This is a genomic window from Pseudarthrobacter xylosi (assembly GCF_055412765.1).
This window is the reverse complement of the sequence record NZ_JBVAYT010000003.1, coordinates 168,636-193,735: the sequence shown is the minus strand read 5'-3', so window position 1 is coordinate 193,735 and position 25,100 is coordinate 168,636. Positions and strand designations below refer to the sequence as shown.

21 protein-coding genes are annotated in these 25,100 nt (G+C 64.7%); 7 read left to right on the top strand and 14 right to left on the bottom strand.

What is annotated here, in order from left to right; all coding sequences use genetic code 11:
• The gene (locus ACZY1F_RS08415) at nucleotides 1-945 is read left to right on the top strand and encodes a COX15/CtaA family protein (protein ID WP_463941299.1); all 945 of its coding nucleotides are present in this window, start codon (nucleotides 1-3) and stop codon (nucleotides 943-945) included.
• 108 nt (nucleotides 946-1,053) lie between these two features.
• Here ACZY1F_RS08415 and ACZY1F_RS08410 read toward each other — a convergent pair whose 3' ends face one another.
• Complete coding sequence (locus ACZY1F_RS08410) at nucleotides 1,054-2,016, bottom strand: heme o synthase (protein WP_463941298.1); 963 nt, start codon at nucleotides 2,014-2,016, stop codon at nucleotides 1,054-1,056.
• Nucleotides 2,017-2,528: 512 nt separating this feature from the next.
• On the opposite strand from ACZY1F_RS08410, the gene tkt reads away from it, so the two are divergent.
• From tkt to pgl, 6 genes are read left to right on the top strand one after another with little or no spacing between them, the layout of a single operon-like run.
• Nucleotides 2,529-4,646 (top strand): transketolase, encoded by a 2,118-nt coding sequence (gene tkt, locus ACZY1F_RS08405; RefSeq protein ID WP_463941563.1) that lies wholly within the window; start codon nucleotides 2,529-2,531, stop codon nucleotides 4,644-4,646.
• 23 nt (nucleotides 4,647-4,669) lie between these two features.
• The gene (gene tal / locus ACZY1F_RS08400) at nucleotides 4,670-5,785 is read left to right on the top strand and encodes a transaldolase (protein WP_463941297.1); all 1,116 of its coding nucleotides are present in this window, start codon (nucleotides 4,670-4,672) and stop codon (nucleotides 5,783-5,785) included.
• A gap of 6 nt (nucleotides 5,786-5,791) precedes the next feature.
• Nucleotides 5,792-7,426 carry a phosphoglucose isomerase-related protein gene (locus ACZY1F_RS08395; protein ID WP_463941296.1) on the top strand — a complete coding sequence of 545 codons (1,635 nt, stop codon included), beginning with the start codon at nucleotides 5,792-5,794 and terminating at the stop codon, nucleotides 7,424-7,426.
• 15 nt (nucleotides 7,427-7,441) lie between these two features.
• Nucleotides 7,442-9,013, top strand: coding sequence for a glucose-6-phosphate dehydrogenase (zwf, locus tag ACZY1F_RS08390; protein ID WP_463941295.1), 1,572 nt, complete (start codon nucleotides 7,442-7,444; stop codon nucleotides 9,011-9,013).
• Nucleotides 9,010-9,951, top strand: a complete 942-nt coding sequence (locus ACZY1F_RS08385) for a glucose-6-phosphate dehydrogenase assembly protein OpcA (protein WP_463914224.1) — start codon at nucleotides 9,010-9,012, stop codon at nucleotides 9,949-9,951. Before zwf ends, ACZY1F_RS08385 begins: the two co-directional genes overlap by 4 nt.
• Nucleotides 9,952-9,988: 37 nt before the next feature.
• Nucleotides 9,989-10,759: a 6-phosphogluconolactonase gene (gene pgl / locus ACZY1F_RS08380; RefSeq protein ID WP_463941562.1), complete on the top strand. Its 771-nt coding sequence runs from the start codon at nucleotides 9,989-9,991 to the stop codon at nucleotides 10,757-10,759.
• Here the strand turns inward: pgl and ACZY1F_RS08375 are convergent.
• The 13 genes from ACZY1F_RS08375 to uvrA form a co-directional block, all read right to left on the bottom strand.
• Nucleotides 10,712-11,107: an RNA polymerase-binding protein RbpA gene (locus ACZY1F_RS08375; protein ID WP_463941294.1), complete on the bottom strand. Its 396-nt coding sequence runs from the start codon at nucleotides 11,105-11,107 to the stop codon at nucleotides 10,712-10,714. The genes pgl and ACZY1F_RS08375 overlap by 48 nt on opposite strands.
• Before the next feature lie 111 nt (nucleotides 11,108-11,218).
• Nucleotides 11,219-11,476, bottom strand: a complete 258-nt coding sequence (secG, locus tag ACZY1F_RS08370; RefSeq protein ID WP_160670806.1) for a preprotein translocase subunit SecG — start codon at nucleotides 11,474-11,476, stop codon at nucleotides 11,219-11,221.
• Nucleotides 11,477-11,527: 51 nt separating this feature from the next.
• Entirely contained in the window at nucleotides 11,528-12,343 is an 816-nt protein-coding gene (gene tpiA, locus ACZY1F_RS08365) for a triose-phosphate isomerase (protein ID WP_463941293.1), read from the bottom strand.
• An 86-nt stretch (nucleotides 12,344-12,429) separates the two neighbouring features.
• The gene (locus ACZY1F_RS08360; protein WP_463941292.1) at nucleotides 12,430-13,656 is read right to left on the bottom strand and encodes a phosphoglycerate kinase; all 1,227 of its coding nucleotides are present in this window, start codon (nucleotides 13,654-13,656) and stop codon (nucleotides 12,430-12,432) included.
• Nucleotides 13,657-13,666: 10 nt separating this feature from the next.
• On the bottom strand, nucleotides 13,667-14,677 hold the full coding sequence (gap, locus tag ACZY1F_RS08355; RefSeq protein WP_185263579.1) for a type I glyceraldehyde-3-phosphate dehydrogenase: 1,011 nt from the start codon (nucleotides 14,675-14,677) through the stop codon (nucleotides 13,667-13,669).
• Nucleotides 14,678-14,941: 264 nt separating this feature from the next.
• On the bottom strand, nucleotides 14,942-15,568 hold the full coding sequence (locus tag ACZY1F_RS08350; protein ID WP_056339769.1) for a superoxide dismutase: 627 nt from the start codon (nucleotides 15,566-15,568) through the stop codon (nucleotides 14,942-14,944).
• Between the two features lie 111 nt (nucleotides 15,569-15,679).
• Nucleotides 15,680-16,660, bottom strand: a complete 981-nt coding sequence (gene whiA / locus ACZY1F_RS08345; protein ID WP_056339766.1) for a DNA-binding protein WhiA — start codon at nucleotides 16,658-16,660, stop codon at nucleotides 15,680-15,682.
• A 9-nt stretch (nucleotides 16,661-16,669) separates the two neighbouring features.
• On the bottom strand, nucleotides 16,670-17,689 hold the full coding sequence (locus tag ACZY1F_RS08340; RefSeq protein WP_463941291.1) for a gluconeogenesis factor YvcK family protein: 1,020 nt from the start codon (nucleotides 17,687-17,689) through the stop codon (nucleotides 16,670-16,672).
• Nucleotides 17,689-18,612, bottom strand: a complete 924-nt coding sequence (rapZ, locus tag ACZY1F_RS08335) for an RNase adapter RapZ (RefSeq protein WP_463941290.1) — start codon at nucleotides 18,610-18,612, stop codon at nucleotides 17,689-17,691. Before rapZ ends, ACZY1F_RS08340 begins: the two co-directional genes overlap by 1 nt.
• Nucleotides 18,613-18,684: 72 nt before the next feature.
• The gene (gene uvrC / locus ACZY1F_RS08330; RefSeq protein ID WP_463941289.1) at nucleotides 18,685-20,691 is read right to left on the bottom strand and encodes an excinuclease ABC subunit UvrC; all 2,007 of its coding nucleotides are present in this window, start codon (nucleotides 20,689-20,691) and stop codon (nucleotides 18,685-18,687) included.
• A gap of 12 nt (nucleotides 20,692-20,703) precedes the next feature.
• Nucleotides 20,704-21,372: a lysophospholipid acyltransferase family protein gene (locus ACZY1F_RS08325; RefSeq protein WP_463941288.1), complete on the bottom strand. Its 669-nt coding sequence runs from the start codon at nucleotides 21,370-21,372 to the stop codon at nucleotides 20,704-20,706.
• The gene (locus ACZY1F_RS08320) at nucleotides 21,359-22,072 is read right to left on the bottom strand and encodes an HAD hydrolase-like protein (RefSeq protein ID WP_463941287.1); all 714 of its coding nucleotides are present in this window, start codon (nucleotides 22,070-22,072) and stop codon (nucleotides 21,359-21,361) included. Before ACZY1F_RS08320 ends, ACZY1F_RS08325 begins: the two co-directional genes overlap by 14 nt.
• A 78-nt stretch (nucleotides 22,073-22,150) precedes the next feature.
• Complete coding sequence (gene uvrA / locus ACZY1F_RS08315) at nucleotides 22,151-25,078, bottom strand: excinuclease ABC subunit UvrA (RefSeq protein WP_463941286.1); 2,928 nt, start codon at nucleotides 25,076-25,078, stop codon at nucleotides 22,151-22,153.
• Nucleotides 25,079-25,100: the final 22 nt, after the last annotated feature.

The following is a 25,100-nucleotide window of genomic DNA, read 5'->3' as shown; positions in this document are numbered from 1 at the left end:
GTGAGTACGGCTTCACGCCTCCCCCAGATCGCCGGCCGCCTCATCGCGAGGCTGCCCCGTACCGTGGACGCCAGCGTCCGCCGCCTCGCGGTGGCGTCCCTGGTTGGCCAGACATTGCTGGTGGTGACCGGCGGCGCGGTGCGGCTGACTGCGTCCGGCCTCGGCTGCCCCACCTGGCCGCGCTGCACGGACACCTCTTTGGTGAACACTGCCGAGATGGGGATCCACGGCTTCATTGAGTTCGGCAACCGGCTCCTGACGTTTGCGCTGGCAGCGGTTGCGCTGGCCATGCTGGTGTACTTGTGGAACCTTCGCAAGGAGCGCCGGGACCTCTTCCTGCTGGCGCTTGGCCTGCTGGCCAGCATTCCGGCACAGGCGGTGATCGGTGGCATCACTGTGCTGACCAACCTCAATCCGTGGGTGGTGGGCCTGCACTTCCTCGTGTCCATGGCCCTCGTGGTGATCGCCACGCTGCTCGTCAACCGGGCCTACGGCAGGACGGGCCGCCACGCCGGCAGCCAGCTCCCCGCATTGCCGGGCGTCATGCGTCCGGTGGCGGCCGCCGTCGGACTTTTCTCCACTCTTGCCGTAATGCTCGGTGTAGTGGTGACCGGCTCCGGCCCCCACGCCGGTGACGCCGAGGCACCCCGCAACGGCCTCGACTGGGACCTGTTCTCCCACATCCATGCCGTTCCGGCATACGTGATCACCGCCGGAACACTGTTCGCAGTGGTGCTGGTCATGGTCCGCCGGATCCAGGGACCGTTCCGCACCGCCGTCCTGCTGCTCCTGGCCGTAACCCTGCTGCAGGCAGTCATCGGCTTCACCCAGTACTACAACGGCATCCCCGCGTTGCTGGTGGGCGCCCACATGCTCGGCGCGGCGCTGCTGATGAGCGCGGCAACAAACACGGCCGATCTCGCCCGCTCAAGCCCGGTCACGTAAACGCGCCGCCCGGCACCTGCCGATTAACCAAACGCGGGGTCACTTACCGCCCATCCGGAGGTCCGGAATGGGCGGTAAGTGACCCCGCGTTGTTTGTTGAGGAGGGGGCTACTGGCCGATGATCGCTGATCCGACGAACGGATCCACGGCCAATGCGATGAACAGCAGCGTCAGGTAGCTGATGGACCCGTGGAAGACCTTCATGGCGCGCTTGTCCGAGATGTCCTCGCGCTGCGCCCGGTTGTACAGGGAGTGCGACTCGTAAAGGAACCAGGCACCCGCCAGGACTGCGGTGGCCGTGTAGACCCACCCCGCGCCACCGGCAGGGACCAAAAGCAGCGAGCAGGCCACCATCGCCCAGGCATAGAGGACCACCTGGACGGAAACCACCTTGGCGCCTGCGATGGCCCCCAGCATGGGCACATTGGCGTTGCGGTAGTCCTCGCCGTAACGCATGGAAAGCGGCCAGTAATGCGGCGGCGTCCAGAGGAAGATGACCATAAACAGGATGACGGCCGGCCACTCGACAGTGTTGGTTACGGCGGCCCAGGCAATCAGTACCGGGAAGCAGCCCGCGGCGCCACCCCACACAATATTCTGTGCGGTGCGGCGCTTGAGGATGATGGTGTAGATGACCACATAGAAGAAGATCGCGCCCAAACCGAGCCACGCTGCCAGCGGGTTGGCCCCAAGCCAGAGAATGACAATTGCGGCCGCGCCGAGCAGCCAGGAGAACACCAGTGCCTCGCGGGGCGTCACCTCGCCGGTGACGAGGGGACGATTCTCGGTCCGGTGCATCAGTTTGTCGATGTCGCGGTCCAGGTAGCAGTTAAAGGCACCGGCGCTGCCGGCAGCAAACGCGCCGCCTACCAAGGTGGCCAGGATCAGCCCGATCGGCGGGAAGCCGCGCTCGGCGTAGATCATGGTGGGCAGGGTGCTGACCAGCAGCAACTCAATGACACGAGGCTTGGTGAGGGCGAAATACGCCTTGGCCTTACGGGCGAACCCGGCTCCCCCTCTGGTGCGGGAAGCATTAAGCGGCGTATCTGTTGTGCTCACGGTGGCAGTCACCCGTTCTGGTTGGCAGTTCTGTCTGGCGGTGCAGCTGTGTCCTACGGCCCTTTCGCCGGGCAGCCCGCCAATGGTCATCAGAAGAAGGTCCCGGCAACGCCATGAGTCTGCCGCCGCCCATATAAGGGCTCGGCTACCGGCGTCGGCCTCCAAATATCATACCGTGCGCATTTGTAACAGATGCCCCGTGATTAGGCCCTGATGATTGCGCGCAGGGTGATTCGAGCAGATTAACTCAACCTCACGAAATGACGATTCACATAAGGCGAAATTGCGTCCAAAAGGTGAGATTTGCGCTGACCGAAGAGTGGAATGGAGCTAAGCTGTCACCAGATCAGCACGCGGCAGAAAAGCGTTGGAAAACGCGTTCCCACAGCCCTGCTGAATGATAGATCAACGTTTCGATGGTGAACGGCTGGTACACACCGCAGCGGGCACCCAGCGTGCCCCGGAACGGATCCCGTGTACCGCCCACCATCAGCACAGAGAGGGGCCCGGTTTTCGTGCCACATTTGGAAGAGCAAGAACTGTCATGGACCAGCTTGGACCAGCGCGCGGTGGACACCATCCGCGTACTGGCTGCAGATGCCGTGGAGAAGGTCGGTAACGGCCACCCGGGCACGGCCATGAGCCTGGCGCCCGCCGCATACCTTCTCTTCCAGAAGCTCATGCGCCACGACCCCCGTAACCCGGACTGGCTGGGACGCGACCGGTTCATCCTGTCCCCCGGCCACACGTCGCTGACCTTGTACATCCAGTTGTTCCTGTCCGGCTACGGCCTGGAACTGAAGGATCTTGAGGCGCTGCGCACCTGGGATTCCCTGACACCGGGCCACCCTGAATACAAGCACACGGCCGGTGTCGAAATCACCACGGGACCGCTGGGCCAGGGCCTGGCCTCCTCGGTAGGGTTCGCCTACTCACAGCGCCGGATGCGCGGCCTGTTCGACGCCGACGCCGCCGTGGGCACGTCCCCGTTCGACCACACCATTTGGGTCATTGCCTCCGACGGCGACCTCCAGGAAGGCGTCACGTCCGAGGCTTCCTCGCTGGCCGGGCACCAGGAACTGGGCAACCTTGTAGTTGTCTATGATGAGAACCACATCTCCATCGAGGACGACACCGACATCTCCTTCACCGAGGATGTCCTCAAGCGCTACGAGGCGTACGGCTGGCACACCCAGCGCGTCGACTGGACCAAGACCGGCGAATACAAGGAGGACGTGCAGGAGCTGTACTCGGCCCTGCTCGCCGCGAAGGCCGAGACGTCCAAGCCCTCCATCATCTCGTTGCGAACCATCATCGGCTACCCGGCGCCCAAGAAGCAGAACACGGGCAAGATCCACGGTTCCGCACTGGGTGCCGAAGAGGTCGCAGGCCTCAAGGAGGTCCTGGGCTTCGATCCCGCCAAGTCCTTCGACGTTGACCAGGATGTCCTGGCCCACGCCCGCTCGGTGGTTGACCGTGGAGCCGCCGCCAAGAAGGAATGGGAAGAGTCCTTCAACGCCTGGCAGGCCGCCAACCCCGAAGGCGCCACGCTCCTGCAGCGCATCGAGGCCCGCGAACTGCCCGACGGCCTGGACGCCGCCCTCCCGGTCTTCCCGGCCGGAAAGGACGTCTCCACCCGCGCGGCTTCCGGCAAGGTCCTGAACGCTATCGGTCCGGTCATGCCGGAACTTTGGGGCGGTTCGGCCGACCTCGCGGAGTCCAACAACACCACGATCGAAGGCTCGCCGTCGTTTGTGCCTGCTTCCAAGCAGACCGATACCTGGTCCGGCAACCCCTACGGCCGGGTCCTACACTTCGGTATCCGTGAGCACGCCGCGGCATCGATCGTGAACGGCATCGCCCTGCACGGCCGGACCCGCGCGTTCTCCGGCACGTTCCTGATCTTCAGCGACTACCAGCGGCCCGCCATCCGCCTCGGCGCCCTGATGGGTGTTCCGTCCCTGTATGTGTGGACGCACGACTCCATCGGGCTCGGCGAGGACGGCCCCACCCACCAGCCGGTGGAACAGCTCGCCACCCTGCGCGCCATCGTGGGCCTGGACGTGGTCCGCCCCGGCGACGCCAACGAGGTCGCGGTGGCTTGGAAGACCATGCTGGAGAACCACGAGAACCCGGCCGGCATTGTGCTGACCCGCCAGAACATCCCCACCTACGCCCGTGGTGAAAGCGAAGCCGACGGCGACACGTTTGGTTCCGTTTCCGGTGTGGCCAAGGGCGGCTACGTCCTGGCCGAGGCATCCAAGGACGGCGCCACCGTGCCCGCCGATGTCATCCTGATCGGCACCGGCTCCGAGGTGCAGCTGGCCGTCCAGGCCCGCGAAGCCCTCCAGGCTGAAGGCATCGCTGCCCGCGTTGTCTCCATGCCCTGCGTTGAGTGGTTCAACAAGCAGGACGCCGCTTACCGCGAGTCCGTGCTCCCCGCTGCCGTCAAGGCCCGCGTCTCCGTCGAGGCCGGACTGGCCCTGGGCTGGAGGGAATTCGTCGGCGACGCCGGCCGTTCCATCTCGCTCGAGCACTATGGCGCTTCCGCTGACTACAAGCGCCTTTTCCAGGAGTTCGGCATCACCGCGGAGGCTGTCGCCGCCGCTGCCAAGGACTCCCTCGCTGGCCTGCAGGCCTGAAACAGATTTTAGGAGATATCACTATGACTACCCCTACGCAGCAGCTTTCCGACGCCGGAGTATCCATCTGGCTCGATGACCTTTCCCGCAGCCGCCTTGAAACAGGCACACTGCGGAAGCTGATCGAGGAGAAGAACGTTGTTGGTGTGACCACCAACCCGTCCATCTTCCACGCCGCCATCACGGCCGGCACGGACTACGACGCCACCATCGCGGCCCAGGCAGCAGCCGGCGCCAGCGTCGAAGAGACCATCTTCGAAATCACCACCACCGACGTCGCCGATGCCTGCGACCTCTTCGCGCCGGTTGCCGCCGCCACCAACGGTGTCGACGGCCGCGTGTCCATCGAAGTTGACCCGCGCCTGGCCTGGGACACCGCCGGCACCATCGCCGAAGCCAAGCACCTGTACAAGAAGGTCAACAAGGACAACGTCCACATCAAGATCCCCGCAACCCTTGAAGGCCTCGAAGCGATCACCGCTACGCTGGCCGAGGGCATCAGCGTCAACGTGACCCTGATCTTCTCGCTCGAGCGCTACCGGGCCGTCATCAACGCTTTCCAGTCCGGCCTGGAGCAGGCCAAGGACAACGGCCACGACCTGTCCAAGATCCACTCGGTCGCGTCGTTCTTCGTTTCCCGCGTTGACTCCGAAATCGACAAGCGCCTCGACGCCATCGGCACCGACGAAGCCAAGGCCCTCAAAGGCAAGGCAGGCGTGGCCAACGCACGCCTGGCCTACCAGGTCTACGAGGAGCTCTTCGCCACCGAACGCTGGGCACTGCTGGCCGAAGCGGGCGCGCTCCCCCAGCGTCCGCTGTGGGCTTCCACCGGCGTCAAGGACCCGGCTTACCCCGACACCCTGTACGTCACCGAGCTGGCCGCCCCCGGCGTCGTGAACACCATGCCGGAGAAGACCCTGGACGCCACGTTCGACCACGGCGTGGTCACCGGTGACACTGTCTCCGGCACCTACACCGAGGCCAACGCCACCCTTGACGCTTTGGACGCGCTGGGCATCTCCTACAACGAGGTTGTCGCACTCCTCGAATCCGAAGGCCTGGACAAGTTCGTGGCCAGCTGGAAGGAACTCCTGGGCGACGTCGAAGGTGCCCTTGTCGCCGCACGGAAGGCTTCTTAACCCACTATGAGCACTCTCAGCTACGACGCCACCGGTGCCGCGCAGCAGGCACTCGAGCAGCACCTGCCCGCCCTCGTGGCGGACCGCATTGCCACCCGGATCTTCGCCAAGGACCACACCCTGTGGGGTCCCGACGCCGAAGCCGAGTCCGCTGTCCGCCTCGGTTGGGTTGAGGCGGCCACCGTCTCACAGGCCCTCGTGGCCGGCATCCTCGAGCTCCGTGATGCCCTCAAGGCTGACGGCGTGACCCGCATCGTGCTTTGCGGCATGGGCGGGTCATCGCTGGCTCCCGAGGTCATCGCCGGCACCGCTGGCGTCGAGCTGACTGTGCTGGACAGCACCGACCCCGACCAGGTCCGCGCCGCCCTCGCAGACCGGCTTGCCGAAACCGCGATTGTGGTTTCGTCCAAGTCCGGTTCAACCCTGGAGACCGACTCCCAGCGCCGGATCTTCGAGCACGCCTTCACCGAAGCCGGCATCGATGCGAAGAGCCGGATCATTATCGTCACCGATCCCGGTTCCCCGCTGGACAAGGCCTCACGTGAGGCCGGCTACCGCGCTGTCTTCAACGCCGATCCAAACGTGGGTGGCCGCTATTCAGCCCTCACCGCATTCGGGCTGGTCCCCTCGGGCCTGGCCGGTGTGGACATCCAGGCTTTCCTGGATGAGGCTGAGGAAGCTGCCGAGATCCTGAACGAGGACGCCGCCGAGAACATCGGGCTGGCCCTCGGAACGGCGCTGGGCGGCACCAACCCGCTGCGCAACAAGATTGTCATCGCCGAGGATGGTTCCGGCTTCGTGGGCTTCGCCGACTGGGCCGAGCAGCTCATCGCCGAATCCACCGGGAAGCTCGGCACCGGCGTGCTGCCGGTAGTGGCCGGACCTGCGTCGCCGGAGGCCACGTCCGGCGCCGCCGACGTCCTGGTGGTGCGGCTGGTGGCCGCGGATGCCGACGTCGAACTCGGTGAGAACGAAGTAGCCATTGCGGGTGGCCTGGCCACCCAGATGATGGTGTGGGAGTTCGCCACCGCGGTGGCCGGACGTCTGCTCGGCATCAACCCGTATGACCAGCCGGACGTGGAGGCTGCCAAGATCGCCGCCCGCGGCCTGCTGGACGCCCAGCCCGAACCGACTCCGGCCGCCTTCGTAGACGGCGTCATTGAAGTCCGCGGCGGAGACTGGCTGGGCGACGCAGCGACTGCACAGGATGCCGTCAATGCATTGCTGGGAACCCTCGCCGAGGACAGCTACCTCAGTGTCCAGGCCTACTTTGACCGGCTGGCTTTCGCGGAGCTCGAAGGCATCCGCGACCCGCTTGCCGGCGTCAGTGGCCGTCCCGTCACGTTCGGCTGGGGCCCGCGGTTCCTGCACTCCACCGGGCAGTTCCACAAGGGCGGACCCGCCATAGGAGTTTTTCTCCAGGTCACGGCCGCTCCTGCCGAAGACCTGGCCATCCCGGACCGTCCGTTCACGTTCGGGGAATTGATTTCCGCCCAGGCCGCGGGCGACGCCCAGGTCCTGGCCGGCCATGGCCGTCCCGTCCTGCGACTGCACCTGACCGACCGCGCCGCCGGCGTTGCACAGCTGCAGGAGATCATTGCAGCAGTTGCCGCCCGGTCAGCTTCCGTCACCGAAAACTAAGGCTCAACAGCAACCATGCCAGAAACTGAAAACGGCGGGAATTCCGCGACGCGCTCGGGACGGCCAGGGCGTAATCCGCTGCGGGATCCGCGCGACCGCCGCCTGAACCGTATTGCCGGTCCGTCCTCGTTGGTCCTCTTTGGAGTGACCGGGGATCTTGCCCGTAAGAAGCTCATGCCGGCCGTGTATGACCTGGCGAACCGGGGGTTGTTGCCGCCCAGCTTCGCGTTGGTGGGCTTCGGCCGCCGACCGTGGTCGGATGCGGAGTTCGCGGCCGAGGTGAAGGCTTCGGTGAAAGCGTCTGCGCGTACGCCTTTTGATGAGGCGGTGTGGAACCAGCTCGCTGAGGGTATCCGCTTCGTGCAGGGCGAGTTCGACGACGATGACGCCTTCGAGCGGCTCGGTGACACGATCGCTGAGCTCGATGAGGTCCGCGGAACGCGGGGTAATCACGCGTTCTACCTCTCGATCCCGCCGAAGGCGTTTGAGCAGGTCTGCCGCCAGCTGTCCAAGCACGGACTGGCGCAGGCTGACGGGGATAAGTGGCGGCGGGTGGTGATCGAGAAGCCGTTCGGGCATGACCTGGAGTCGGCCCGGCAGTTGAACGACATTGTGGAGTCGGTGTTCCCGCCGGACGCTGTGTTCCGGATCGACCATTACCTGGGTAAGGAAACGGTCCAGAACATCCTGGCGTTGCGGTTCGCGAACCAGTTGTTCGAACCGTTGTGGAACGCGAACTACGTGGACCACGTCCAGATCACTATGGCCGAGGACATCGGCACGGGCGGCCGGGCCGGGTATTACGACGGTGTGGGCGCTGCCCGTGACGTGATCCAGAACCACCTGTTGCAGCTGCTGGCTTTGACGGCGATGGAGGAGCCCATTTCCTTTAACGCCGATGACCTGCGTGCGGAGAAGGAAAAGGTCCTGGCCGCGGTCAAGCTCCCGGAGGATTTGTCGACGCATTCGGCGCGTGGGCAGTTCGCCGGTGGCTGGCAGGGCGGGGAGCAGGTCCAGGGCTACCTGGAGGAAGAGGGCATTCCGGCGGATTCGAAGACCGAGACGTTCGCGGCGATCCGGGTGGATATCCATACCCGCCGGTGGGCCGGTGTGCCGTTCTACCTGCGGGCCGGGAAGCGGTTGGGCCGTCGGGTGACCGAGATTGCGGTGGTGTTCAAGCGGGCACCGAACCTGCTCTTCCGTGACCATGGCGAGGATGACTTCGGTCAGAACGCTGTGGTGATCCGGGTCCAGCCTGATGAGGGCGCGACGATCCGGTTCGGGTCCAAGGTCCCGGGTACGCAGATGGAAGTGAGGGACGTGACGATGGACTTCGGCTACGGGCACTCCTTCACCGAGTCCAGCCCGGAAGCGTATGAGCGGCTGATCCTTGATGTGCTTCTGGGCGAGCCGCCGCTGTTCCCGCGGCACGCCGAGGTGGAGCTGTCGTGGAAGATCCTGGACCCCTTTGAAGATTACTGGGCCGGTTTGGCTGAGCAGCCGGAGCCTTACGCCCCGGGGTCCTGGGGCCCTGCCTCGGCCGATGAGCTGCTGGCCCGTGACGGACGAACCTGGAGAAGGCCATGATTGTAGATTTACCGGACACCACTACCTCGAAGATCTCCAAGAAGATCATGTCCCTGCGTGAGCAGGGCGGGGTGATCGCTTTGGGCCGGGTCCTGACCCTGGTGGTCGTGACCCGGTCCGGGCTCGAGGAAGAAGCGATCGAGGCCGCGAACGAGGCCAGCCGCGAGCACCCCTGCCGGATCATCGTCCTCGCCGACGCCGGGGCCAAGGCTCCGAACCGGCTGGACGCGCAGATCCGGGTGGGCGGTGACGCCGGCGCGTCGGAGGTCATCGTGCTGCGCGGCTACGGCGAACTCGCGCACGAAAGCGAATCCCTGGTCGCGGCCCTGCTGCTCCCGGACGCCCCGATCGTGGCCTGGTGGCCGCACGGGGCACCGGAGAACGCCTGCGAAACCTCCGTGGGCCGGATCGCGCACCGCCGGATCACCGACTCCGCCAACGAAACCGACCCGCAGGCGGCACTGGAGAACATCCGGGCCACCTACAAGGCCGGGGACACCGACCTCGCCTGGACCCGGCTGACGAACTGGCGGATCCAGCTCGCGGCAGTCCTGGACCAGGTGGACTCCTCCCCCGTGACCGCCGTGGCCGTGGAAGGTGCCTCCGACTCACCCTCCACGATCCTGCTCGCGGCCTGGCTGACCCTGGCCCTGGACGCGCCCGTGACCATCGTCGCGGACCCCGCAGGCACCGGCATCCGCCGCGTCCGGCTCACCCGCCACAGCGGCGACGTGCAGCTCTTCCGGCCCGGACTCTCCGTCGCGGAACTCACCCAGCCCGGACAGCCCGCCCAACGCATCTCCCTGCCACGGCGCAGCCTCAAAGACTGCCTCGCCGAAGAGCTCCGCCGCCTCGACCCCGACGAAGTCTTCGGCGAAGTGATTACTATTGGACTGCCACGTACCAATCTAAGGAGCGTCCGACCCAGTGAGCGTTGAGCCAAGAGTTAGCATCCATCCTGATTCCTCCGTCCTGATGGCCGCCATCGCGGCCCGCCTGATCACCAAGCTGGTGGATGTGCAGGACAAGCACGGTGAGGCCACGGTGGTGCTGACCGGCGGCACAGTAGGCATCGGAACACTGAAGGCGGTTGCGGATTCTCCGGCGGCGCCCGCCGTCGACTGGTCCAGGGTGAATTTTTGGTGGGGTGACGAGCGCTTTGTTGCTGCGGATGATCCCGACCGGAACACCAGGCAGGCGTTTGATGCACTCCTGTCGGGCATTCCGGTCGATCCTGCAAGGATCAATCAGCCGGCCTCCTCGGATGACTTCGACACGCCCGAGGAAGCCGCCGAAGACTACGCTCGCAGGCTCCGGGAAGCAGCCCAGGCCGAACACGCTGCTGACATGTCCGACGACCGTCCGGACCAGCCGGGGGTACTGCCGCGGCTGGATGTTGTGCTGCTGGGCGTAGGCCCAGACGCACATGTGGCCTCGCTTTTCCCCGAACAGGGCGGAATCCGGGAGAAGGAACTGACGGTAGTAGGCGTCCGGAATTCGCCCAAGCCGCCGCCGCAGCGAATCTCACTCACGCTTCCCGCCATCAACACTGCGGCCGAGGTCTGGATGGTGGTTGCCGGTGAGGACAAGGCCGGCGCGGTTGGTCTGGCCCTGGCGGGCGCCAACCCGGTGCAGGTTCCGGCGGCAGGCCCGCGCGGTACCTCCCGCACCCTGTGGCTTATCGATGAAAACGCGGCGTCACGTGTCCCGCAGCAGCTCGTCCGGAAGGACGCCACCGGCGCGTAGTTTTTCCAGCGCTCCGGCCAGGACAGCTTCGGCGTCCTGGTCGGAGCGCCGTTCTTTAACGTATTCAAGATGGCTCTTGAAGCCTTCGTCCAGCGAGTCGGGCGGGATGGCGTCCTTGCCATCCCGAGATGCCGGCGCCCCGCAACGCCGGCAGTCCCACACTGAGGGAATCTGTTCGTCCGGTAACCGCAGGAAGACAAGCCGGGTCTCATGCCCCTTGGCGCACCAAAAGGAAACCCGCATACGGGGAACCCTTTCGCTCGGGGCAGCTTCTGATTGGTTCTTGGGACCGGCCCCCTCTGTCACACCCACCCGGGTGCCACGGAACGCTGACGCACTATGTACCATCGGGTCTCCTGGCTGCTTAAACAAAAACTGTGGCTGTTGGAAGCCAACAGCCACAGTTTAGTTCGGAGATCTTCATCGCGGCAGTGCCGGGCGACGATCAATTGCAGGGGGCTATGAGTCCCCTGCGCCGCTGAAGCGCATAATCAGGCCGAGGGCAATGATCACGACGCCCCAGGTGACGCCCAGAATCACAGTGAACCTGTTCAGGTTTCGTTCGGCGACGCCGGAGGAGCTGAGGCCGGAACTCATACCGCCGCCGAACATGTCCGACAGCCCGCCACCCCGTCCCTTGTGGAGGAGGATAAGCAGGGTCAGCAGAAGGCTGGTGATGCCCAGGAGAATCTGCAGAATGACATGAAGAACGTCCACGACGGCCTTTCAGAAGATTGGAATTGCGGGAGCCTGGAACTGCGTGGCGTACTAGTCCGTCACCAGGTGACTCTCGAACCTGACAATATTAGCAAACTCTGCGGGATCGAGGCTGGCCCCTCCGACCAACACGCCGTCGACGTCGCGTTCCTTCAGGATCGCGGCAACATTGTTGGCCTTGACCGAGCCGCCGTAGAGCAGCCGGATCTTCGCCGCAACATCGTCGCCGAAGAGGGTGGCCAGTTCCGCGCGAATGGCAGCGCACATTTCCTGGGCGTCCTCCGGCCCGGCCACTTCACCGGTGCCGATGGCCCAGACGGGCTCGTAGGCCACCACAAGCTCTGCCGCCTGCTCGGCCGCTAGTCCGGCGACGTTAGCCCGGAGCTGTGTCAGCGTGTGCTCGACATGGGTGCCTGCCTGACGGATTTCCAGGCCCTCGCCAATGCAAAGGACCGGAGTGACAGTGTGCTTGAACGCTGCCTTGACCTTGGCGTTGAGGACGTCGTCGGATTCTTGGTGGATGGTGCGGCGTTCGCTGTGCCCCACCAGGACGTAGCGGCAGCCCAGCTTGTTCAGGAACTGGCCCGAGGTGTCGCCGGTGTAGGCGCCCGAGTCGAACTGGGAGAGGTCCTGGCCACCGTAGGCAATGTCCAGTTCATCGCCCTGGACGAGGGTCTGCACGCCGCGGAGGTCGGTGAATGGCGGGAAGACTGCAACCTCAACCCGGCTGTAGTCGTGCTTGGCGTCAGACAGGGTCCAGGCCAGCTTCTGCAGGAGGGTGATGCCCTGGACGTGGTCCATGTTCATCTTCCAGTTGCCTGCAATGAGAGGCGTGCGGTCAAAAGCGCCGTTCGTTGACGTAGTCACGTGTTCTCCAAAAGTACTTGATATGTGTGCGGCCGGCAGGGTGCCCGCGGGCACCCTGCCGGCCGGAGGACTTGCAGTCCAGGTTCCTAACGGTCCAGGACGCTGAGTCCCGGGAGTTCCTTGCCTTCGAGATACTCCAGGCTGGCGCCGCCGCCGGTGGAAATGTGCCCGAACTGGTCGTCAGCGAAGCCCAGCGTCCGCACGGCGGCAGCGGAGTCCCCGCCGCCCACCACGGTGAACGCGTCGGCTTCAGTGAGGGCCTTGGCCACGGCGCGGGTTCCGCCCGAGAATGCTTCGAACTCGAAGACTCCCATGGGCCCGTTCCAGAACACCGTTTTGGCGCCTTGGATCCGGTCCGCAAAAGCGGCTGCCGAGTCCGGTCCGATGTCCAGGCCGATGCCCTGGGCGCCGTAGCTGCTGCCTTCGATGCCGTCCGCGGGGACGGTCTCGTGATCTGCGTCGGCCGCGAACTTACTGGCCACGATGACGTCGGTGGGCACGATGAATTCCGTGCCGGCTCCGGCAGCCCGTTTCAGGTAGTCCTGGACGACCGGGATCTGGTCTTCTTCCAGGAGGCTTCCGGCCACGCTGTGGCCCTCTGCCGCCAGGAACGTGAAGAGCATGCCGCCGCCCACCAGGATGGTGTCGGCTTTGCCGATGAGGTTGTCGATGACCGCGAGCTTGTCGGAGACCTTGGAGCCTCCGAGAACCACCACGTAGGGCCGCTGCGTGTCAGCCGTCAGCTTCCGCAGGACCTCTACCTCGGTGTGTACGAGATCGCCCTGGTACGACGGGAGCCGGGTGGCGACGTCGAAGACACTGGCGTGCTTGCGGTGTACGGCGCCAAAGGCGTCGTCAACGTAGGCACCGTTGTCCCCTGTCAGGGCCACCAGTTCGTCCGCGAAGGCGCCGCGTTCGGCATCGTCCTTGCTGGTCTCCCGGGCGTCGAAACGCACGTTCTCCAGGACGACGACTTCGCCGTCCTGAAGCGAGGCAGCGAGTTCCTTCGCGGAGCTGCCTACAGTGTCCTGCGCAAGCGAGACCTTGAAGGCGGCGAGTTCGGCGAGCCGCGTTACGGCAGGCTGGAGGGAGTATTTTTCCTCCGGAGCCCCCTTGGGGCGTCCGAGGTGGGCTGTTACCAGCACGCGGGCACCGGCGTCCGTGAGCTTTCCCAGTACTGGCAGAGAGGCCTTGATCCGGCCGTCGTCAGTCACTGTAGAGCCGTCGAGCGGCACATTCAGGTCACTTCTGACAAGAATGTACCGCCCGCGGACACCTTCAGCGATCAGTTCGTTGAGGGTGTGGAATGTCATGTGTCTAACCCTAGCCCAGCTTGGCTGCGACGAGCTCCGTGAGGTCCACGAGGCGGTTGGAGTAGCCCCATTCGTTGTCATACCAGGAAACAACCTTGACCTGGTTGCCGATGACCTTGGTCAGGCCCGAGTCGAAGATCGACGACGAAGGGTCCCCCACGATGTCCGAGGAAACGATCGGAGCGTCGGTGTAGGTGAGGATGCCCTGGAACTCTTCGGATTCCGAAGCCTTCTTCAGTGCTGCGTTGACTTCCTCTACAGTGGTCTCGCGCGAGACGGTGACCGTGAGGTCAGTGGCCGAGCCGGTGGGGACGGGCACGCGGATGGCGTAGCCGTCCAGCTTGCCCTTGAGCTCCGGCAGGACCAGGCCGATCGCCTTGGCCGCACCCGTGGAGGTGGGGACCATGTTGATGGCAGCGGCGCGGGCGCGGCGCAGATCGTTGTGCGGGCCGTCCTGCAGGTTCTGGTCAGCCGTGTAGGCGTGGATGGTGGTCATCAGGCCACGCTCGATGCCGAAGGTGTCGTTGAGGACCTTGGCCAGCGGGCCCAGGCAGTTGGTGGTGCAGGACGCGTTGGAAATGATGTTGTGCGCTGCGTTGTCGTACAGGCCGTCGTTGACACCCATCACGATGGTGATGTCCTCGTCGGAGGCCGGTGCGGAGATCAGGACTTTCTTGGCGCCTGCATCGATGTGCTTCTGAGCGGCAGCGGCCTTGGTGAAGAAGCCCGTGGACTCGATGACGATGTCTACGCCCAGCTCGCCCCAGGGCAGGTTGGCGGGATCGCGTTCGGCGAGAACCTTGATGACGTTTCCGTCGACGACGATGTTGCCGTCCTTGACTTCAACGGTTTCCTTGAGGCGGCCCCCGACGGAGTCGTACTTGAGCAGGTGGGCCAGCGCCTCGGGGCTGGTGAGGTCGTTGACGGCAACGATCTCCAGGTCTGCGCCCTGGGCGAGGGCTGCGCGGAAGTAGTTGCGGCCGATGCGGCCGAAGCCGTTGATACCAATACGGGTCGTCACTTGTTCAGTCTCCTTGGTGCTTGATTAAGCACAAACTAGTTGAGCGGGCGTTGAAGCCAACTAACAGATCCCGCACGCCATTGGGCAGAGATGATTAACAGATCGGAGGGCGACCAGCCACGTTGCTGAAGGCAGACCGCCTTCCGTGATCCATCTTACGTTTAAGTTGGTCCGCCCCCGCAAGTGCGGGGGCGGACCATCCACATTCCGGCCGAAATCACGCCCAAATGTGAAGTTTGTTACATGTACATGTACTGCAGGTCACTACGGCAGGGTAATGAGGCCCGTAGCGTTGGTGCGTGCAGCATCGAAGCGCTTGGCGACATCTGCCCAGTTAACGATGTTCCAGAATGCCTTGACGTAGTCAGCCTTGACGTTGACGTAGTCCAGGTAGAAGGCGTGCTCCCACATGTCCAGCATCAGCAGCGGCGTGGTGCCGAGTGCTACGTTGCCCTGCTGGTCGTAGAGCTGTTCGATGACCAGGTTGCCACCGATCGGCTCGTAGGCCAGGAAGCCCCAGCCCGATCCCTGCAGACCAAGGGCTGCCGCGGAGAACTGTGCACGGAAGGCGTCAAAGGAACCAAAGGCGTCGTCGATGGCTGCTGCCAGCTCACCCTCGGGCTTGTCGCCGCCGTCCGGGGACAGGTTGTTCCAGAACACCGAGTGGTTGATGTGGCCACCGGTGTGGAACGCGAGGTCCTTGGAAAGGCGGTTGATGTTGGCGAAGTCGCCCTTGTCGCGTGCCTCTGCCAGCTGGGCAAGGGCATTGTTGGCGCCTGCAACATACGCGGCGTGGTGCTTGCTGTGGTGCAGCTCCATAATGCGTGCCGAAATGTGCGGCTCAAGCGCTGCGTAGTCGTAGCTGAGTTCTGGCAGTACGTACTCGGTCACAAAATCCTCCAATGTCGTGGACGGTCTGTCCGGGTTGTAACTCTCGGATTGTGCATCCGGATGACTGGCATCCGGAAGATCAGGGTGAACGCTCTGATTCTAGGGGCGCCGCTACTCGTCCAGCATCTCAGGCGTCACATTGGCATCAGTGCCGGGGATCCCCAGATCGATGGCCCGCTTGTCCGCCATGGCCAGAAGCCGGCGGATGCGGCCGGCGATGGCGTCCTTGGTCATCACCGGATCGGCCAGGCGTCCCAGCTCGTCCAGGCTTGCCTGCTTGTGGGCCACGCGGAGTTCGCCGGCGTATTTGAGGTGGTCCGGGACGTCGTCGCCCAGGATTTCAAGTGCCCGGTCAACCCTGGCCCCGGCGGCCACGGCTGCCTGTGCGGAGCGCCGCAGGTTGGCGTCGTCGAAGTTGGCGAGCCGGTTGGCCGTGGCCCTGACTTCCTTGCGCATCCTGCGTTCTTCCCAGACCATCAGGGCGTCGTGGGCTCCCATGCGGATGAGCAGGGCGGCAATGGTGTCGCCGTCGCGGATCACTACCCGGTCCACTCCCCTGACTTCGCGGGCTTTCGCCTGGATGCCGAGACGGCGGGCTGCGCCAACGAGGGCAAGAGCCGACTCGGGGCCCGGGCAGGTGACCTCCAGCGATGACGAACGGCCCGGCTCGGTGAGGGATCCGTGGGCCAGGAAAGCACCACGCCAGACGGCCTCGGCGTCAGCGGCCGAGCCGTTGACCACAGCTGAGGGGAGGCCCCGCACCGGACGGCCGCGGCCGTCCAGGAGTCCTGTTTGCCGGGCCAGCGACTCGCCGTCGCGGACCACGCGCACCACGTACCGGCTGCCGCGGCGCAGTCCCCCGCCGGACACAACGATGATCTCGCTCTGGTGCCCGTAAACCTCGGCGATGGCTGCCCGGAGCCTGCGGGCCGTGGATGCGAGGTCAACCTCGGCTTCGATCACGATCCGGCCCGAGATGATGTGCAGGCCGCCGGCGAACCGCAGCATAGCCGAAACCTCTGCCTTGCGGACAGACGATTTCTTGATGTCCAGACGGGACAGTTCTTCCTTGACCGATGATGTCAGTGCCATGGCACCTTCCTAACTGTTCCCAAAAATGTCGTGGTACGCCGCTGCCAGACGCAGGGGGTCATGGACGGGTCGGCGGCCCGACGCCCCCACTTTACCCAAGACAACCTCGGCTCCAATCATCCCGGCGGCTTTCTCGAACTCCTGCCGGTCCTGCACCGACGCGGGATCCGCGAGGACGACGTCGACACTGAAGTCCGGCGCGTACCGGTGCAGTGCGTACAGGTGGTCCGCCGCAGACATGCCCGTGGTCTCTTTGGTGTCCGTTGCCAGGTTCATGGTGAGGCAGCGTTTTGCCGCCGTGGCGCTCAGTGCGGCCCGCATTTCGGGGAGCAACAGGTGCGGCAGCACGGACGTGTACCAGGACCCCGGCCCGAGGATGACCCAATCGGCCAGCTCGATGGCCGTCAGGGCTTCAATGCAGGCCGGCGCCTGTTCGGGCAGGAGCCTGACCTGTTCCAGCGAGCCGGCAACCGCGCACCGCGCCTGCCCGCGGATTGTCTGGAGCGCGGACGTGCCGTCAGGTGCAGTGACGCGGATGTCGCCTTCGATGGTCAGCGGCACGGTGGACATGGGCAGCACCTGCCCGCGGGCGCCAAGCAGGGCGCCGGCCCACTTCAGTCCGGCCACAGTGTCGCCCAGAAGCTCCCAAAGGGTGACGATGAGCAGGTTACCCATTGCATGCTCATCCAGCGATCCGCCGCGGCCTTCGCCGGGCCGGAACCGGTGCTGCATCACGTCGCGCCACGTGCGGCCCCAGTCCGTGTCATCGCACAAGGCGGAGAGCGCCATCCGCAGGTCTCCGGGCGGGAGGACGCCGTACTCGTCGCGCAGACGACCGGAAGACCCGCCGTCGTCCGCCACAGTGACAATGGCGGTCAGCTCCGAGGTGAGCAACCGCAGCGCCGAGAGCGAAGCGGACAGGCCATGCCCGCCGCCCAGCGCAACAACGTTGGGGCCCTTGTCCTGCTGGCCGGCCGCCGTTCCGCTGGATATCGGTACCAACGGCAGCGGCCCGGTGAACATCCCCATTACTCGCGGCCCAGATCCCGGTGGGTGGTGGTCACGGTCACGCGGGGGTATTGTGCCAGTTTCTTCGAAAGCTCGACGGCGACCGCCACGGACCGGTGCTTGCCACCCGTGCAGCCGACCGCGATGGTGGCGTAGTGCTTGTTTTCACGCCGGTATCCGTCCAGGACGGGCTCAAGCGCCAGGACATAGCGGTCCACGAAGTTCTTCACGCCTTCCGCTTCGAGGACGTAATCGCTGACGTCCTTGTCCAGGCCCGTGTGCGGGCGCAGCTGCGGGACCCAGTGCGGATTCGGGATAAACCGGACGTCCGCCACGTAGTTTGAATCCACCGGCAGGCCGTACTTGAAGCCGAAGCTCATGACGTTGAGCCGCAGCGCCACCGGGCCGGTCTCGCTGAAGAGTTCCGTGATGGCGGTAGCCAGGGCATGGACGTTGTAGGTGGAGGTATCGAGTACGACGTCGGAGCTGTCGCGCAGTTCCTTGAGCACCTCCCGTTCGGCGGCAATGCCGTCGAGGATCCGGCCGCCTGCCTGGAGGGGGTGGGGCCTGCGGCCCTGCTCGAAGCGGCGGACCAAGACGCCGTCGTTGGCGTCCAGGAAAAGTACGCGGAACGTTACACCGCTCGCGGCGAGGGCACCCAGAGCCGCACGGACGTCGACAAAGAGGCCTTTGCTGCGGACATCCATCACCACGGCCAGCCGCGGAATGGACTGCGGCGCATGGGACACGATCTCGGCCAGGGTGCCCAGCATCTGGGGCGGCAGGTTTTCCACGACATACCAGCCGTGGTCCTCAAGCGCGTCCGCGGCGGTGCTGCGTCCCGCCCCCGACATACCGGTGACCACCAGCAGTTCCGCTTCGACGGGCTTGACCGGCGTCATGCCGTCCTGCCCTGTCCCGGATTCCGCCGTAGAGTCTGCCATTCGTTCCGCCCCGTTTCTGTCCAGATGAACGCAGGCAACCGCAATGGCGGAAACCTGCGTTCCTTACCCTACCTAGGTTTCAATGATTTCGCCGGTGGCCATATTCACGGCCGGAACTGCCTCGCCGGCCGCGTCTTCGCCGCTGAAGTGGGCCACGATAGCGTTGGCGAGGGATGGGCCAATGCCCTTGGCCGACGTGAGCTCGGTTGCGGTGGCGGCTTTGACACCCTTGACGGACCCGAAGTGGGTGAGCAGTGCCTTGCGTTTGGACTCACCGAGGCCTGGAACTCCGTCCAGCGCCGAGACGGTCATGGCCTTGCCGCGCTTCTGCCGGTGGAAGGTGATGGCGAAGCGGTGGGCTTCGTCCCGTATCCGCTGCAGCAGATAGAGTCCCTGCGATGTCCTGGGCAGGATCACAGGGAAGTCGCTGTCCGGCAGCCAGACTTCCTCAAGCCGTTTGGCCAGGCCCACCACGTACACATCATCGATGCCAAGATCTGCCAGCGCCCGGGCTGCCGCGTTGACCTGGGGTTGGCCGCCGTCGACCACCACCAGGTTGGGCGGGTACGCAAACTTCGCCCGCGGCGCCGCAGTAGTGGTGTCCAGGACGGCGGCATCGGCGGCCGCTTCCACTGCGGCTTGGTGCCCCGGCAGGGCGGACGCCTCGACTTGCGCCGACTTATCCTGCAGGTAATACCGGAAGCGCCGCGTCAGGACGTCGTGCATAGCGGCAGTATCATCCGCTGCGGCGGCCCCGGTGACCGAGAATTTCCGGTAATCGGACTTCTTGGGCAGCCCGTCCTCGACCACCACCATGGACGCCACGACGTTGGTGCCCTGGACGTGGGAAACGTCGTAGCATTCGATCCGCAGGAGCGCCACGGGCAGCTCGAGGGCTTCCTGCAGCTCTTGCAGTGCCTGGGAGCGCACGGTGAGATCCCCGGCGCGGCGGGTCTTATGCAGTTTGAGCGCGTGCTCGGCGTTTTCACGGACAGTGGACATCAGCGCAGCCTTGTCGCCGCGCTGCGGCACCCTGATATCAACCTTGGCGCCCCGCAGGCCACCGAGCCATACCGTCAGCTCAGCAGCGTTGCTGGGTTCGACAGGCACCAGGACTTCGCGGGGCAGCCTGCCGTGGCTGTCGCCGTCGTCGCCGTAGACCTGCTGCAGCAGGTGTTCCACGAGATCCGGGGTGGTGGCATCCTCCACTTTTTCCACCACCCAGCCGCGCTGGCCACGGATCCGGCCGCCCCGGACGTGGAAAACCTGGACGGCGGCTTCCAGTTCGTCCTCGTGCAGCGCGAAGACATCGGCGTCGGTATCGTCGGCGAGCACTACCGCATTACGCTCAAAGACCTTCCGCAACGCGGTGATGTCATCACGGAGCCTCGCGGCACGCTCGTAGTCGAGGGTGCCAACAGCCTCGGCCATCTGCTTTTCGAGCTTGGTGATGAAGCGTTTGGCCTCGCCGCCCATAAACGCGCAGAAGTCCTCCGCCAGGACCCGGTGTTCGTCCGGGGTGACCCGGCCAACACAGGGGGCGGAGCATTTATCGATATACCCCAGCAGGCAAGGCCGGCCGCTTGCCTGGGCCCGTTTGAGGACGCCGGCGCTGCAGCTGCGGACGGGAAAGACCCGCAGCAAAGTGTCCATGGTTTCCCTGATGGCGCCGGCCGTATAGGGGCCGAAGTACCGGGTGCCTTTGCGGCGGTCCCCCCGCATAACCTGGACCCTGGGGAGCTTCTCGCTCATGGTGAGGGCCAGGTACGGGTAGGTTTTGTCGTCGCGGAAGACCACGTTGAACCGGGGCTTGAATTCCTTGATCCAGGTGTATTCGAGCTGCAGCGACTCCAGCTCGCTGCCCACCACTGTCCACTCGACGCTGCTGGCCGTGTGGACCATTGCGTGGGTTTTGGGCAGCAGGCCCGCCGGGTTCGCGAAGTAGGAATTCAGGCGCGAACGAAGGCTTTTGGCCTTGCCGACGTAGATGACCCGGCCGTGTGGATCGCGGAACCGGTACACCCCGGGGTTGGTGGGAATTTCACCCGTCTGGGGCCGGTAAGTTGCTGGATCTGCCACTACTTCATTCTACTAATCCGTGCTTTTACTTTGGTTGTAGCTGGTGGAGCGTTCCTGGCCGCTGAGTTCGGCGATTGCATCCATGATGCGGTCCGTCACTTGACGCCGGGCCGGCAGCGAATGATCCGGGCCGGTCTTGTCGAAATACAGGGGCTCCCCCACCTTCATGGTGAAGTGATGCGGCTTGAAGCCCTTCGCGCCGGCCGGCTGCAGGCTCTCGGTGCCGATCAGGCCCACCGGAACCACGGGAGCTCCGGTTGCCAGGGCAAGCCAGCCCACGCCGGTGCGGCCGCGGTAGAGAATACCGTCCCGCGACCGTGTGCCTTCAGGGTAGATGCCAATGCCCTTGCCGGCCTCCAGGATGTCCAGGAGGGTTTTGAGCGCCTGGACGCTTGCTGCCTGCTCGCCGCGCTCCACGGGGATGGAGCCCACGGACTCGAAGAAAGATTTCATGACTTTTCCCTTCACGCCACCCGTGGTGAAGTACTCGGCTTTGGCGAAGAAGGCCACCGGCCGCGGCATCAGCGCCTGGACGATGACACTGTCAAAGAAGGAGAGATGATTCGGGGCCACAATAAAGGGCCCCTCTTTTGGGACGTTTTCAAGGCCGACGACGGTGGGCCGGCAGGTGCCCGCCACGAGCCCGCGAAATGTCCAGCGGACCGCCTCAAACAGCGCCATCGTTGCGCACCTCACTCATGGCGGCAGTGTGGATGGCTTCGAGGCGCCCAATTGCGGCAACCATGCCCGCGGCGGTGTCCACCACGGTGAAGGCACCGGCTTCCGCGAGTTCGCCGTCGGGCGCGAATCCCCAGCCCACGCCGATGCAGTCAAGCCCGTTCGCGATGGCGCCGGCCACATCCTGGGCGCGGTCGCCCACCATCACGGCATGCTGGGTGGACAGGTCAGTCAGGGCCGCGGCGATGATGTCAGCCTTCCCCACCGGACCATCCGTTGACGATTCGTTGTCCGACGAGCCCCTGATGGACTGGAAGAGGCCGGCGATGCCGTGGTGGCCCAACACGATCTGGGCCAGCCCCTCGGGCTTCTGCGTGGCGACGGCCACTGGCCTGCCTTCCGCCGCAAAAGCCTCCAGCACTTCCTTGATCCCGGGGTATAGCCGGCTCTGGGCTATCCCCGTGGCCAGGTAATACTGCCGGTATGTCCGGATGACCTCGTCAAGCATCTCGGCCGGAACCTTGCAGACACTCTGGAGGGCGTCGCTGAGTTTCGGGCCGATCATCGAGTGCAGGACGTCCTGGCCGGGAACCGGCAGACCTGCGGCGGCAAGGGCTGCTGCGATTCCGTCGGTTATTCCGCCGGCCGGATCGACAAGAGTGCCGTCCAGGTCAAAGATCACGGGCACTGTTGTTTGAGTCACCGGCTTAGTTTCTCACGACACCGAGCATGCCTGAAACTCGCATGCCCGACACGGCATACGTCCTTGGAATCCAACCGCCTAGCTCAGTATTTCCGCGAGGAAGGATGCCGTGTGGCTTTTCGTGGATTTCGCTACCTGCTCGGGAGTGCCGGTGGCGACGATCTGGCCGCCGCCCGAACCGCCGTCCGGGCCAAGATCCACGATCCAGTCGGCGCTCTTAATGACATCCAGGTTGTGTTCGATGGTGATCACTGTATTGCCCTTGTCCACCAGCCCCTGAAGGACCATCAGGAGCTTGCGGATGTCCTCGAAGTGCAGGCCCGTGGTGGGCTCGTCGAGGACATACACACTGCGTCCGTTGGAGCGCTTCTGCAGTTCCGCGGCAAGCTTGACCCGCTGGGCCTCGCCGCCGGAGAGGGTGGTTGCCGGCTGTCCCAGCCGGACATAGCCGAGGCCCACGTCCACGAGCGTGTTCAAGTGCCGGGCGATCGGCGAGAAGGCCGCGAAGAACTCCGCACCTTCTTCGATGGGCATGTTGAGCACATCCGCGATGGTCTTGCCCTTGTAGTGCACTTCCAGGGTCTCGCGGTTGTACCGTGCGCCGTGGCACACCTCGCAGGGAACGTACACGTCCGGCAGGAAGTTCATTTCGATCTTCAGGGTGCCGTCACCTGCGCAGGCTTCGCAGCGCCCGCCCTTGACGTTGAAGGAGAACCGGCCTGGCAAGTAGCCGCGGACCTTGGCCTCGGTGGTTTCGGCGAAGAGCTTGCGGATGTTGTCAAAGACACCGGTGTAGGTGGCGGGGTTGGACCGGGGGGTACGCCCGATGGGGCTCTGGTCCACGTGCACCACCTTGTCCAGGTGCTCCAGGCCCACGATGCTCTTATGGCGTCCGGCTACCTGCTTGGCGCCGTTGAGCTTGTTGGCCAGCACCTTGTAGAGGATCTCGTTGACCAAGGTGGATTTGCCGGAGCCGCTGACTCCGGTCACGGCAGTGAACAGGCCTAGGGGGAAGGCCGCATCAACGTTGACCAGGTTGTTTTCACGGGCCCCGACGACCTTCAGCTCACGCTTTTTGTCGTATTTGCGCCGCTTCTTGGGAATGTCGATCTTCTTGCGGCCGGACAGGTAATCGCCGGTCAAAGAGTTGGTGTTGGCCAGGAGGTCCTGGTACGAACCCGAGTGCACCACCTGGCCGCCGTGCTCGCCCGCGCCCGGGCCGATGTCAACGATCCAGTCCGCCACCTGGATGGTGTCCTCGTCGTGTTCCACAACGATGAGCGTGTTTCCCATGTCCCGGAGCCGCGTCAGGGTGTCAATGAGCCGGCGGTTGTCGCGCTGGTGCAGGCCGATGGAGGGCTCGTCCAGGACGTAAAGGACGCCCACGAGGCCGGAACCGATCTGGGTGGCGAGCCTGATCCGCTGCGCTTCGCCGCCGGACAAGGTGGCGGAGGGGCGCTCAAGGTTCAGGTATTCCAGCCCGACGTCGAGCAGGAAGGTCAGCCGGGCCTGGATTTCCTTAAGCACCTGGTGGGCGATCTGGGCCTCACGGCCGGTCAGGACCAGGTTGTTCAGGAAGTCCGCGCACACCCGCATGGGCATGGCCGCGACATCGGCGATGGACTTGCCGTTGATCAGGACGGACAGCGAGGCGGGGTTGAGCCTGGCGCCATTGCACGCGGGGCACGCGATCTGCCGCATGTACTCTTCATAGCGGTCACGGGCCCACTCGGAGTCCGTCTCGCCGTGCTTGCGGTGGACGTACTGGATGGCGCCCTCGAAACCGGTGCTGTATTTGCGTTCCCGGCCGAAGCGGTTCTTGTACTGGACAACCACCTTGTGGTCCTTGCCGTGCAGGACGGTCTGGCGGACGTCGTTGCCCAGCTTCTCCCACGGCGTGTCCATGGAGAATCCAAGCTCATTGGCCAGCCCTTCGAGCAGGCGGTTCCAATACTCGGTGGTTGCTGTGCCCAGTGACCATGGCGCGATGGCGCCCTCGGACAACGACAGCTCAGGGTTCGGAATAATCAGTTCTTCGTCAACCTCCAGCCGTGTTCCGATGCCGCTGCACGCGGAACAGGCGCCGAAGGGATTATTGAAGGAGAAGGAGCGCGGCTCGATTTCATCGATGGCCAGGGGATGCTCGTTGGGGCACGCGAGGTTCTCGGAAAATGCCCGCAACCGTCCCGGCGCGTCTGCGTCCAGATCGACGAACTCGGCCAGTACCCGGCCCTCAGCCAGACCAAGTGCCGTTTCAACGGAATCCGTGAGGCGCTGGCTGATGCCTTCCTTGACTACCAGGCGGTCCACCACCACTTCAATGGTGTGCTTGAACTGCTTGCCGAGTTTGGGGGGCTCGCTCAGCTGGATCAGCTCGCCGTCCACCCGGGCACGCGAATAGCCCTTGGCGGTCAGTTCCTTGAAGAGGTCCACGAACTCGCCCTTGCGCCCACGTACCACCGGCGCCAGGACCTGGAAGCGTGTGCCTTCCTCAAGCTCAAGGAGCTGGTCCACGATCTGCTGCGGCGTCTGCCTGGCCACAACCTCGCCACAAACCGGGCAATGCGGCCGACCCACGCGTGCCCACAGCAGACGCATGTAGTCATAAATCTCGGTGATGGTGCCAACCGTGGAGCGGGGGTTCTTGCTGGTGGACTTCTGGTCAATCGATACCGCCGGCGAGAGACCTTCGATGAAATCGACATCCGGTTTATCCACCTGGCCCAGGAACTGACGGGCATAGGCCGACAGGGATTCAACGTAGCGCCGCTGGCCCTCGGCGAAGATGGTGTCGAATGCCAGCGATGACTTCCCGGAGCCAGATAACCCGGTGAAGACGATCATGGCATCACGGGGCAGATCCAAGTCCACATTGCGCAGGTTATGCTCGCGCGCGCCCTTGACCACAAGGCGGGAGAGGTCTGGCCGGGCAGGCGTGGCAGGGGCCTGGGTAACGACGACGGGGACGGATTCGACTGCTGTTTCTTCAGCTACGGCTTTAGGCACCCACTAATGCTAATCGAAAACT

What these genes read in the sequence shown, in the direction of transcription:
- tal (WP_463941297.1), top strand. Translation starts at nt 4,670, where the DNA reads ATGACTACCCCTACGCAGCAGCTTTCCGACGCCGGAGTATCCATCTGG.
- ACZY1F_RS08395 (WP_463941296.1), top strand. Translation starts at nt 5,792, where the DNA reads ATGAGCACTCTCAGCTACGACGCCACCGGTGCCGCGCAGCAGGCACTC.
- zwf (WP_463941295.1), top strand. Translation starts at nt 7,442, where the DNA reads ATGCCAGAAACTGAAAACGGCGGGAATTCCGCGACGCGCTCGGGACGG.
- ACZY1F_RS08385 (WP_463914224.1), top strand. Translation starts at nt 9,010, where the DNA reads ATGATTGTAGATTTACCGGACACCACTACCTCGAAGATCTCCAAGAAG.
- pgl (WP_463941562.1), top strand. Translation starts at nt 9,989, where the DNA reads ATGGCCGCCATCGCGGCCCGCCTGATCACCAAGCTGGTGGATGTGCAG.
- ACZY1F_RS08375 (WP_463941294.1), bottom strand. Translation starts at nt 11,107, where the DNA reads ATGGTACATAGTGCGTCAGCGTTCCGTGGCACCCGGGTGGGTGTGACA.
- ACZY1F_RS08360 (WP_463941292.1), bottom strand. Translation starts at nt 13,656, where the DNA reads ATGACATTCCACACCCTCAACGAACTGATCGCTGAAGGTGTCCGCGGG.
- whiA (WP_056339766.1), bottom strand. Translation starts at nt 16,660, where the DNA reads ATGGCACTGACATCATCGGTCAAGGAAGAACTGTCCCGTCTGGACATC.
- ACZY1F_RS08340 (WP_463941291.1), bottom strand. Translation starts at nt 17,689, where the DNA reads ATGGGGATGTTCACCGGGCCGCTGCCGTTGGTACCGATATCCAGCGGA.
- rapZ (WP_463941290.1), bottom strand. Translation starts at nt 18,612, where the DNA reads ATGGCAGACTCTACGGCGGAATCCGGGACAGGGCAGGACGGCATGACG.
- ACZY1F_RS08325 (WP_463941288.1), bottom strand. Translation starts at nt 21,372, where the DNA reads ATGGCGCTGTTTGAGGCGGTCCGCTGGACATTTCGCGGGCTCGTGGCG.